This window comes from Rhodobacter sp. TJ_12, from assembly GCF_020023995.1.
Classification (GTDB): domain Bacteria; phylum Pseudomonadota; class Alphaproteobacteria; order Rhodobacterales; family Rhodobacteraceae; genus Rhodobacter.
Map to the genome: position 1 here is coordinate 1 of NZ_NRRD01000038.1, position 11,158 is coordinate 11,158.

General features: G+C 64.0%; 10 protein-coding genes. 6 read left to right on the forward strand and 4 right to left on the reverse strand.

All coding sequences use genetic code 11. The features are described from left to right. The 4 genes from CKO11_RS16820 to CKO11_RS16830 form a co-directional block, all read right to left on the reverse strand. The coding region (locus CKO11_RS16820; protein WP_223641397.1) for a recombinase family protein at positions 1–661 on the reverse strand (661 nt) is incomplete at its 3' end. Continuing rightward, positions 595–876, reverse strand: a complete 282-nt coding sequence (locus CKO11_RS17630) for a relaxase/mobilization nuclease domain-containing protein (RefSeq protein WP_411742026.1) — start codon at positions 874–876, stop codon at positions 595–597. The genes CKO11_RS16820 and CKO11_RS17630, both read right to left, overlap by 67 nt. Further along, positions 873–1,232, reverse strand: a complete 360-nt coding sequence (locus tag CKO11_RS16825) for a plasmid mobilization protein (protein WP_223641399.1) — start codon at positions 1,230–1,232, stop codon at positions 873–875. Before CKO11_RS16825 ends, CKO11_RS17630 begins: the two co-directional genes overlap by 4 nt. Before the next feature lie 1,554 nt (positions 1,233–2,786). Further along, a complete protein-coding gene (locus CKO11_RS16830; protein ID WP_223641401.1) occupies positions 2,787–3,770 on the reverse strand; it encodes a helix-turn-helix transcriptional regulator in 984 nt (327 codons plus the stop codon). A 115-nt stretch (positions 3,771–3,885) separates the two neighbouring features. On the opposite strand from CKO11_RS16830, the gene CKO11_RS16835 reads away from it, so the two are divergent. The 6 genes from CKO11_RS16835 to cas4 all read left to right on the forward strand — a co-directional run. Next, positions 3,886–4,509 carry a helix-turn-helix transcriptional regulator gene (locus CKO11_RS16835; protein ID WP_223641403.1) on the forward strand — a complete coding sequence of 208 codons (624 nt, stop codon included), beginning with the start codon at positions 3,886–3,888 and terminating at the stop codon, positions 4,507–4,509. A 75-nt stretch (positions 4,510–4,584) separates the two neighbouring features. Then, complete coding sequence (locus tag CKO11_RS16840) at positions 4,585–6,852, forward strand: CRISPR-associated endonuclease Cas3'' (protein WP_223641405.1); 2,268 nt, start codon at positions 4,585–4,587, stop codon at positions 6,850–6,852. A gap of 372 nt (positions 6,853–7,224) precedes the next feature. Continuing rightward, positions 7,225–7,923, forward strand: coding sequence for a type I-C CRISPR-associated protein Cas5c (gene cas5c, locus CKO11_RS16845; protein WP_223641407.1), 699 nt, complete (start codon positions 7,225–7,227; stop codon positions 7,921–7,923). Continuing rightward, on the forward strand, positions 7,920–9,653 hold the full coding sequence (gene cas8c, locus CKO11_RS16850; protein ID WP_223641409.1) for a type I-C CRISPR-associated protein Cas8c/Csd1: 1,734 nt from the start codon (positions 7,920–7,922) through the stop codon (positions 9,651–9,653). Before cas5c ends, cas8c begins: the two co-directional genes overlap by 4 nt. Then, positions 9,650–10,600, forward strand: coding sequence for a type I-C CRISPR-associated protein Cas7/Csd2 (gene cas7c, locus CKO11_RS16855; RefSeq protein WP_223641411.1), 951 nt, complete (start codon positions 9,650–9,652; stop codon positions 10,598–10,600). Before cas8c ends, cas7c begins: the two co-directional genes overlap by 4 nt. Then, a partial coding sequence (cas4, locus tag CKO11_RS16860) for a CRISPR-associated protein Cas4 (RefSeq protein ID WP_223641413.1) occupies positions 10,600–11,158 on the forward strand: 559 nt, incomplete at its 3' end. The genes cas7c and cas4, both read left to right, overlap by 1 nt.

Below are 11,158 nucleotides of genomic sequence, written 5' to 3' on the forward strand. Positions count from 1 at the left end.
GGTCGTCGCTGATGATCCGCAGATGCGGCACCTCCTCGGTGATCCAGTCCTCGGGCGGGTTCGGCCGTGCCTGACGTTTGCCAGTATCGGGGTCTTTGACGAAGTGCTGACGGTTCCACACGAGGCGGCCGATATAGAGTTCGTTGTTGAGAATCCCCGTGCCCCGCTCGCGGTTCCCGTGGATCGTCGAGGCGCTCCAATACTTCTCTCGCGGTGCCGCAATGCCCTCGAGGTTCAGCATCTCGGCGATCTTCTTCGGTGAAAGTCCTTCGGCATAGGCGCGCATGATCCGCTCGACAACAGCGGCTTCCTCCGGATGGATCTCGCGATCTCCACGGATCGGCTCACCCTCGGCGGTATAGCGCCGCACGGCGCGATAGCCATACGTCAACCCACCGGCGGATTTGCCCGCCAGCGCCCGACCGCGCAAGCCTTCGCGGGTCTTCTTGGCGAGATCCTTGAGAAAGAGCGCATCCCGCAGCGCCGCCCGCGCGTGACCCAGTGTCCGACCTGGATTGTCCCGCCGCCACAGGTCAAAGACTGTGCCGCTCTCACCAGTTTTGTTCGAAACCCAAAGCCAGCGGCCATCCGGCTTCAACGAGCATTTGATCGTGTCGCCGCGATTTGCTGTGCGGTCGTCGGGTGCTCGGATTCGTGCCACGATAAGACCAAGTGATAATATGGCTTCTGGACCTTCTTTGAGAGTTGCGACGTGATTGCCATTTCTTCCGCCGCCGTTGTCCAGCTTTGGCCGGTAAGATTTCGCAATTCCACACTGGCGGCTTTTTCGGAGATATAGCGAACGCCTGCATAAAACGCATCCCGGCTCCCGCCAGAACCGGGCTCGCCTCCCTTCGTAATGATCTCACAAATCATTTCAGTTTTTCTCGTATGGCGGCAGCTGTTTCAATAATCGCTGCGCTCATAGGCGCGAGGTCGGCGTCGTCCGCATTTTTTATTTTTCCTGAATTGAAGTGTTTTGCGATTTGATTGATGTTCGATCCTATTTTACCAAGATGACCGAGTATCAATGTCATGTCTCGCTTGTTGAAATTCGTCTGCGCTGTATTCCCGAGGACAAGCGCAGAAAGAAATTCCTGCGGGTTCTCAAATCCCGCCTCTTTTGCGCGATCCGCAAAAGCCTTGAGTTCAGAGGCCGTCACGCGCTTAGAGAGTCTGCACGTCGCGCGCCGCTTCTCCGACCGAACCTTTCCGTCTCCAACTTTTGCCATGTTATTCCCTCCCAACATGGAAGAAGGATACGTTGTTCCCCCGAAAATTCTGTCAGCTATTTTTTCTCCTACCGCCCCGGCGCTGATGCGCGGAGCGTTCACGCGACAAGCAGCAGCCCGGAATGTAGAAATACTTTTTCCAATTAACGCGTTGGCCGGGGTTATTTTATTCGGATTGGCTATTGTTACTTCATTTGGTCAGCGCGATGTGTTTCGCAATGTTTGCGAATTAAAATATGAGTGTCGATTGTAAAATCGGCATGTCCTGAACTTTAGCAGGGTATGGGGACGGGTTCCCGTCCCCCGGCAGCAAGCAGCCGCCCTGCCCCAGACCTCGGCGCGCCCTGACGGCGCTTCTCGACTGGGTAAAAACGAACCCTCGGCGCGCATCGGCTGCGCGTCTTGGGTTCGGTTGGGGCGGTAGAAAGTGGGAATGCTGGATGACCGCAGCACTGGCTGACAGGACGCGACGACGAGGCCAGTACATTGATCCGACGGCAACAATACCCTTTGATCGGTTTTCTCGCCGCCCCCTTTCGAAACGTCTGCTCGCGGAGTGGATCTGGCTGGGGATCACTTGATGCGGTCAGGTTTGTGTCGGGCTTGGATCATATTGCGCATGTCTCTCTCCGTGAAACAATTTTATGGATTTTCAGAGAGATGATCTCTCGCGAGTATATCATGACCGGCAGTTGGTCATGCCGGATTTCGAGGTTTTATCAATGTCGGCACACCGGAAGCACATTAATTTCTCGTGATGTCCAAGAATCTTTATCGGGGTGTTTGAGTTTTCTTCGGGACATAGGACGATGGGGTAGAAAAAACCGGAGCCCCGCATGCGCGACGAACAGAACGCCTTGTTTGCAGATATCCACTGCGCCGACCGTTGGTGCGCGAATGGTGGCGTTGACTATCAGCAACTGCGATCCGAGACCGACAAAACCGATGGAGAGGAGGTCTCTGCGCGTCTGTTCGATGATATTCGTGCCTTGACGGTCTTGCCTGGGGGCACAGCCGATCCGGAGTGCGCCTCAGAGGCTCCCGTCCTCGACGCTACCCAGGATCACCTGTCTCGATGCCATGCTTCTGCAACCGGTGCAGAGAAAAATGTCGGCAGGGACGCTTCCGTTTCCCGGCCGGATCTTACACTGTTCAGGATGCGAGGGGCTGCGGTACCTCCCATTCCGGCTTTGACGATGCTCCTGGGCGCCTGCGCACCCCGGGTTCTAACTCGTTCGACTTGCATCCAGGCGAGGGCGCCACCGAGGGACCGAATACCCCATCTCGCGGCGGCCCCTCAAGCGGGCTGCCTAACCCGATCCCGGTTTTCCAAACGCCGTCAGGCGTGCGAAGGGCTATTGCGTTCAGCAGATGCGGATACGGTCCGGCTGCAGGGGCAGGCCGAGGCCGGTCGGACATGATCCCCCGACGTCGAGCAAAGGGAAACGAAGCGCGGTCCACTTGTTCTGGCCCTTGTTTTGGGGCGCCTTCGGGCGCTCGCGCGACGGAACTGCAGATGTTATTGTGGCGGTCAATCGCATCGGCTCCCTTGCCTCAGGGCATTGAGCCGAAATCGCCGCGCCGGTGGCCTTCGACCATCGCGCGCAGGCCTTCAGGTTCCAGCACCTCTACCGCATCGCCCCATTGATAAAGGTGCCAGGCCATCTCGAGCCAGCCTGCTGCCTCGAAGCGTACGATCAGACTGCCGTCGTCTTGCCAGTCCAGCCGCTGCGAGGGGTGGAAACGGAACCCCGCCGCGCGCTCGGCGGCATGGGTGGCAAAGTGCCAGACCACCGGGCCGAATTGCGCCGGGTCCTGCCAGACGCCGAAGGATTGCGTGGCGAAGCGTTGCATCGAGAACGCCGGGTCCAGCGCGAAACTCTCGTCGAGCACCTCGGCGGAGAGGATCTGATCGAGCCGGAAGCTGCGGATCAGATCGCCCTTGGCTGGATCTCGGGCCACCAGATAGGTGCGATGGCCAAGCAGCACCCCATGCGGCTCGAGCACCCGCGCGGGCGCGGTTTCGGATTTGTAGCGCACCTGCAGCCGGAACGGGCCGCGCAGCGCCTCGGTGATGGTGTCCAGAATCTCGGGCCGGATCGAGACGCGGGGGCCGGGGCGCGTCACCTCGGCCAGGGCCGAAAGCACCGCCTCGGCATCGGCCTCGGTGCGGGCGGCCTCGCGCCGCGACAGCCGCGCCAACAGCCCCTCCCGCAGATCCGAAAGCGCCCGGGCGTGGCGCAGCCGCCCCTCGGCCTCGGCCTCGCGCGCGGCATAATCGAGCGCCTCGATCGCGGTCTCGGGGCGTGGCATCAGGGCTCCCTCGCGCGGCCGGGTGATCCGCCAGCGCCGCTTGCGCTCGGCATCGTCGGAGGTGACGACATTGGCGAATGTCGCCTCCAGCGCATCGGTCATGCGCTGCGCCGTGCGATGCGACACGCCGAATTCCGCAACGATTTCCGCAAGGCTGACACCGCCATGCCGGGCTGCGGCGATCTCGGCCAGCCGAATCAACTCCTGCGCCTTGGCAAAGGACATTGCGCACCCCGACAGCAATTGACACCCTTCAAGGCTAAGACTGTCCTTGCGGTGTGTCGAGGCGATTCCCACTGAGGTAGTCTGGCGGGGGTCGATGGGTAAGGAGTGTTGGGTGATGGGTGATCTTGACGGCCGCGCCGCGCAGCTACTGACCCGCCGTGCGCTTGGGGCAAGGCTTGCGGGCGCGGTTGTGGCTGGGGGTGTCGGGGGCGTGGCCGCGCAGGCGGCGAGGCCCGCGCCCGACCTCGATCTGCGCGATGCGGCGCTGCGCGGGCTGGCACTGGCCGGGCAGCGGGGCGATCCGGTGGCGGCAGCGGCAGCGCGGGCGGCGTTACAACGCCTGAGCGAGACCGACCCCGAGGCGGCGATCCTGGCGCGGCTTTATCACTTGCTCGACGTGCGCCCCGCCGCCTATTGGCAAGAGGGGGTCTCGAACGCGCCGCCTGCGCGGCCCGAGGATCTTGCGGCGCTGCACGAGGCGATCCGCGCCTGCCGGCCGATAGCGTTCGATTACACCGACACGGGCGGCACCGTGACCGCCCGCCATGTGCGGCCGCTCGCGCTGGTGCATCCGGCGCAGGGGGGCAAGCTCTTGGCCTGGTGCGAGACCCGCGCCGGGTTCCGGCAATTCTTCGTGCGCGCCATGGCCTGTCTGCGGGTGCTGCCGGGCGCGTTCAGCGCCGATCGCCGCGCGCTTTTGCAAGGCCTGCTGGAGAAGGAAGAGGGCGGGCCACTCTAGCGGGGCAATCGCGCCGTTGGGCAAGGTTTCGGGGGGCAGGAGGTCGGGATGTCGGAAAGGACGGGGGAGGGGGCGATGACACATTACGCGCATTCGGGGTCGCGGGCGGACCGGGCCGACTGGCAGAAACTGTCCGATCATCTGCTTTGCGTCGAGCGACTGGCGCAAGAGCGCGGCGCGGCCTTCGGGCTTGGTGCGGCGGCAGGGCTGGCGGGGCGGTTGCACGATCTGGGCAAATACGATCCCGCCTTCGACCGGGTGCTGCGCGGTGAACCGGGGCCGGTGGTCGATCATTCCACGGCGGGGGGGCGGGTGCTCCTCGACTCCGCCTCGGGCTGCCCCAAACCTCTGGCCGAGGCTTTGGCGCAGGCGATCCTTGGCCATCACGCGGGGCTGCCCGACACCAATGGCGCGGACGGCGGCTCTGTGGTCACACGGATCGCGCGGCCGGGGGCGGCGCTTGATGCGCAATGGCGGGCGCATGTGCCCGATGATTTCAACGCGGTCGCGCGGGAGGTTTTGCACAAGCTGCGCAGGGAAAAAGCCGGGTTCGACTTCTCGGTCGCGACGCGGATGGTGTTTTCCTGCCTTGTCGATGCCGATTTTCGCGACACCGAAGCCTTTTACGATGCGCTCGAAGGCCGGAGTCGCGACCGCGACTGGCCCGACTTGCAAAGCCTTCTGCCCGCGTTCCGGGCACGGTTCGACGCGCATATGGCCGCTTTCGACCCGGCAACCGACCTGAACCGCCTGCGCGCGGAAATCCTGACGCAGGTCCGAGCCAAGGCCGCGCTGCCGCCTGGCCTGTTCACCCTGTCCGTGCCGACGGGCGGCGGAAAAACCCTTGCCTCGCTTGGCTTTGCACTCGACCACGCGGCGCGCCACGGGCATCGACGGATCCTCTATGCGATCCCCTTCACCTCGATCATCGACCAGACGGTGCAGGTCTTTGCCGATCTGCTTGGCGCCGAAAACGTGCTGGAACATCACAGCGCCATTGAGATCGAAAAGCTGCGCCCGGGCAGCCGCGAGGTGGCCGATACGAAGGACCGAAGTCGCGACAAGCTCCGCCAGGCGATGGAGGACTGGGCCGCCCCCGTCGTCGTCACCACCAATGTGCAACTGTTCGAAAGCCTGTTCGCCGCGCGTCCGTCGCGCTGTCGCAAGCTGCACAATATCGCGGGGGCAGTGATCGTGCTGGACGAGGCACAATGCCTGCCGCGCAAGCTTTTGTTGCCGACGCTCGCCATGCTCGACACGCTTTGCGCGCACTATGGCTGCACGGTGGTGCTTTGCACCGCGACGCAGCCGGCCTTCGACAGCGGGCAATTGCAGCCGGGGGGCCTCGCGCTTGCCGGGCGGGAACTTGCGCCCGATCCCGTGGCCTTGGCCGGGCGGTTGCGCCGCGCGCGGATCGTGCAGGGGGGCGCGATGGCCGACGCGTCTCTGGTCGCGGCGCTCGCCGCTACGCCGCAGGGCTTCGTCATCGTCAACAGCCGCAAGCATGCGCTCTCGCTTTACCGCGCGGCCGAGGCGGCGGGGCTGGAGGGGCTCATCCATCTGACAACCCGGCAATACCCCGCGCATCGGCGCGCGATCATTGCCGACATTCGGACCCGGCTGGATCCGAAAAACCCAAAGCCCTGCCGGTTGATCGCCACCAGCCTGATCGAAGCTGGGGTGGACCTCGATTTCCCCTGCGGCTGGCGCGCCGAGGCGGGGCTTGATTCCGTCATTCAGGCGGCGGGGCGGGTGAACCGCGAGGGCAAACGGCCGCTCGAGGCTTCGGTGCTGACGGTGTTTTCCGCGCCCGACAACGCCCCGCCGGGGGATGTGGCGCAGCTTGCGCAAGCGATGCAGTCGGTGGCGCGGGGGGGCTGCGACCTGCTCGACCCCGCCGCGATCCGGCGCTGGTTCGAAGAGGTTTATTGGCGGGCGGGGCCGAAGCGGCTCGATGCGGAGGGGCTGATCGACAAGTTCGTTTTCAATGGCGCCGCGACGAATTTCGCCTTCCGCACGGTGGCCGAGCGTTACCGGATGATCGACAGCCCGATGGTGCCGGTGATCGTGGCGCGCGAGGATGTTGCCTGCGACTTGGTGGAAAGGCTTTCCAATGAGTGGGAGAAATCCGGCCCGCTTGCCCGCGCGCTGCAACCTTTTACGGTGCAGATCCCGCATGCGGCGCGCGAGACCTTGCGGGCGAATGGCAAGGGGGATTTCGAGGCGCCCAACCTGCGCGGCGATGCGTTTTTCGTGCTGGGTGACGGGGGGCTTTACCATGACGATTTCGGCCTGTGGTGGGAACAGGCGGACTATCTGAGCGCGGATCAGGAGGTGGTGTGATGGCCCCTCACCTCAGTGAGGGGCCTTTGGGGTGAGCAAATTCGTTTCACCCGACAGTGTTTCGATCCGCGCAGAGGAACCCCTGCGACTCGCACATGCTATGGAGGCTCCAAGTCGAGTTCCAGCGCGATTGCGAAATTACCTACCCGGAGTCGGAGTGCGTAGAATCGTCGCTTCATTTCGATCACCTACCAGTTGTGGCACTATGCCTCATCCTCCCCTCATATGGTGCCGCTGTCAAATTTTACCCTACAGTGAACTTAAAGTTGACGATTGTATGCTTTTCTATGATACGAAGTCCTATCGGCGCGACACCTTCCCCTTGCGCGACTCAACCCAAGGAATAAGCTGACCGTAATTTCGAGGTGATGCATGGCTTATGGAATTCGTCTGCACGTGCGGGGGCGCAATGCGCTGTTCACCCGCCCGGAATTAAAGGTGGAGCGGGTCAGTTATGATGTGATGACCCCCTCGGCGGCGCGCGGTATCCTTGAGGCGATCCATTGGAAGCCCGCCATCAGTTGGGTGGTCGACCGCATCCATGTGCTTGAACCGATCCGCTTTCAGTCGATCCGCCGCAACGAGGTGGGGCACAAGGCGCCCGCCGGTTCGATCAAGCAGGCGATGAATCGGGGCGATCTGGCGGGGTTGCAAATTCTGCTCGATGAGGACCGCCAGCAACGCGCCTCGAGCGTGCTCGTCGCCCCCGCCTATGTGATCGAGGCGCATTTCACCCTGACCGCGAAGGCTGGCCCCGAGGACAGCGAGGGCAAGCATCTCGACATCTTCAACCGCCGCGCCGCGCGGGGGCAGTGTTTTCATCAGCCCTGTCTTGGCACCCGCGAATTCGCCGCCGATTTCGCGCTTCTCGCCCCCGATGCGGCCTTGCCCGCGCGCAATCCGCTGGCCGAAACGGCGGAGTTGGGCTTTGGCGCCCCGCGCGATCTGGGGCTGATGCTGTGGGACATCGACCACGCCGCCCCCGGTCGCCCCTCGATGTTCTTTCGCGCCCGGCTGGTCGATGGCGTGATGGAGGTGCCGCCCCCCGGATCGCCGGAGGTGCTGCGATGAGCCTGCTCGCGTCCCTGGTGCGGGCCTACGAGCGGATGCCCGATGCGCCGCCTTTTGGTTATTCGACCGAGAAGATCGGCTTTTGCGTGGTGCTGACGGCAGAGGGCGCGGTCGCCGAGGTGATCGACCTGCGCGACACCGACAAGAAGCGCAGCCCGCGCATGATGACGGTTCCGCAGGCGGTCAAGCGCACCGTCGGAATCGCCCCCAACTTCCTGTGGGACAAGAGCGCCTATGTGCTGGGTGTCACCGCAGGCGAGGGCAAGCGCACCGGCGAGGAACATGCGACGTTTCGCGAAAGGCATCTGGCCGCGCTGGCAGGAACGGACGACCCGGGGCTGTTGGCCCTTGCCCGGTTTTTGCAGAATTGGACGCCCGAGGCCTTTGTGCCGCCGCTCTGGCCCGAGGAGGCGAAGGACCAGAACCTTGTGTTTCGGCTTGCAGATGAGCGGAGCTATCTGCACGACCGTCCCGCCGCGCGGGCGCTTTGGGCGCGGATTAGGGCCGAGGCGGCGTCTGATGCGCAGATATGCCTTGTGACGGGCGCCTCTGCCCCGGTCGCGCGGTTGCATCCGTCCTTGAAGGGGGTCTGGGGCGCGCAATCCTCGGGTGCCAGTCTGATCTCGTTCAACCTCGACGCTTTCAACTCCTACGGCCACGAACAGGGCGACAATGCCCCGGTGTCGGAGGGCGCGGCCTTCGCCTATACCACCGCGCTCAATCGCTTTTTGGAAAAGGACAGCGGCCACCGCCTTCAAATCGGCGATGCCTCGACGGTGTTCTGGGCGGATGCGTCCGAGGCTGAGGCGGCAGGTCTGGCCGAGGGTTTCTTTGCCGCCTTCTTTGACGCTGCCGCGACCGAGAAGATCGAGGCCCTGAACATCGGCGCGCAACTTGCGCGCATCCGGGCGGGCGAGCGGCTGGTGAACGTGACGCCACAGCTTGCAAGCGGTGTGCGGTTCTGCGTTCTGGGCCTTGCCCCCAATGCCGCGCGGCTTTCGGTGCGGTTCTGGTGGGAGGACGATTTCGGCACGCTGACGGCGCATTACCAGCGTTACCTTGACGACATGCGCGTTGATCCGCCGCCGCGCGACGACTGGCCGCCGCTTTGGAAGTATCTTTCCGAACTGGCGCCGCAGGGCAAACGCGAGAACGTGCCGCCCCTGATCGCGGGCGAATGGATGCGCGCGATCCTGACCGGCGCGCCCTATCCGCTGACGCTGCTGTCGACCGTGCTCATGCGCATCCGCGCCGATGGCGAGATCAACGCCTTGCGCGCGGCGATGCTCAAATCCGTTCTGATCCGCAATTTCGCCAAGGAGGTTCCCGTGGCGCTCGATCCCGGCAATACCAACAAGGGCTATATCCTCGGTCGGCTGTTCGCCGTCTATGAAGAGGTGCAGCGATCCGCGCTTGGCGGCAACGTCAATGCCACGATCAAGGACAAGTTCTACGGCGCCGCCTCGGCCTCGCCGCAAAAGGTGTTTCGCACCCTCGATGCCGGGGCGCAGAACCATTTCTCCAAGCTGCGCAAGTTGAAGCCCGGCCGCGCGGTGAACCTTGAAAAGCTGCTGAGTGCGATCATCGATCTGATGGAGCCGGGCAACGACCCGATCCCCGCCAGCCTTGCCAGCGCCGAACAGGCGCTGTTCGGCATCGGCTATTACCACCAGCGCGCCGATTTCTTTCGCAAACATGACGATACGCCCATCACGGAGGCCGACGAATGACCACGCTTTCCCGCCGCCACGATTTCGTGCTGATCTTCGACGTTACCAACGGCAACCCGAATGGCGACCCGGACGCGGGCAACCTGCCGCGGCTTGACCCTGAAACCAACCACGGGCTGGTGTCGGATGTCAGCCTCAAGCGCAAGCTGCGCAACTATGTCGAGCTGGCCCGCACCGGCGAGGCAGGACACCACATCTATGTGCAGGAAGGCGCAATCCTGAACGATAAGCATCGCGAGGCCTATGTCGCGATCCGGGGCGACGAAAAGTCGAAAAAGGACGCCAAGCTCAACCCGAAGGGTGACGAGGAAGCCAAGGCGCTGCGCGACTGGATGTGCGCCAATTTCTTCGACGTGCGGACCTTTGGCGCGGTGATGTCCACCGGCGTCAATTGCGGTCAGGTCAAGGGGCCGGTGCAGATGACCTTCGCGCGCTCGGTCGAGCCGATCCTGCCGGTGGAAATCTCGATCACCCGGATGGCCGCCACGAACGAGGCGGAACAGAAGAAACGCGCCGAGGGCGAGGATGGTGACACCCGCACCGACAACCGCACCATGGGCCGCAAGCATATCGTGCCCTACGGGCTTTACGTCGCGCATGGCTTCATCTCGGCCAAATTCGCCGAGCGCACCGGGTTTTCCGAGGCCGACCTCAATCTGCTTTTCGAGGCGCTGGCGAACATGTTCGAGCATGACCGCTCGGCGGCGCGCGGCGAAATGACCACCCGCAAGCTGATCGTCTTCGCGCATGAGAACGCGCTTGGCAACGCCCCCGCCCATGCGCTGTTCGACCGGGTCCGCATTGGGCGCGCAGTCGATGGCGAATTCCGCGATCTGGACGATCGCGGCCTTGGCAACCTTGCGCCGGCGCGCAAATTCTCGGACTACCGCATCGAGATCGACCGCGAGGGCATGCCTGCGGGGGTCGAAATCCGCGAGTTGCTCTGATGGCCGCGCCGCCCGCCGAGGAGGAGACGATCCCCCTCTCGGCGGTGCAGCATGCGGTTTACTGCTTGCGGCAAGCGGCGCTGATCCATCTCGAACGGCTCTGGGACGAGAATATCTTTACCGCGCAAGGGGATGTGCTGCATGCGGTGGCCGACAAGGGTGGCAGCCGCAAGGGCAGGGGAGGGCGGCGGGTGCTGTCGCTGCCGCTCGGCTCTGCCCGGCTCAACCTGTCGGGCACGGCCGATCTGGTCGAGTTCCAGCCGCAGCCAGACGGCAGCGAGCGCCCCTTTCCGGTCGAATACAAGCGCGGCAAGCCGAAGCTGCACCGGGCCGACGAGGCGCAGCTTTGTGCCCAGGCGCTTTGTCTTGAGGAGATGACCGGCCAGCCGGTGCCCGAGGGGGCGCTTTATTACGCCCAGACCAAACGGCGCGTGAAGGTGCCCATCGATGCCGATCTTCGCGCCCTAACCGAGGCCGCCGTGGCCGATCTGGCAGAGGTCTTCGCGCGCCGCCTCACCCCGCCCCCCACGCCCCACCGCGCCAGCTGCCGGGCCTGTT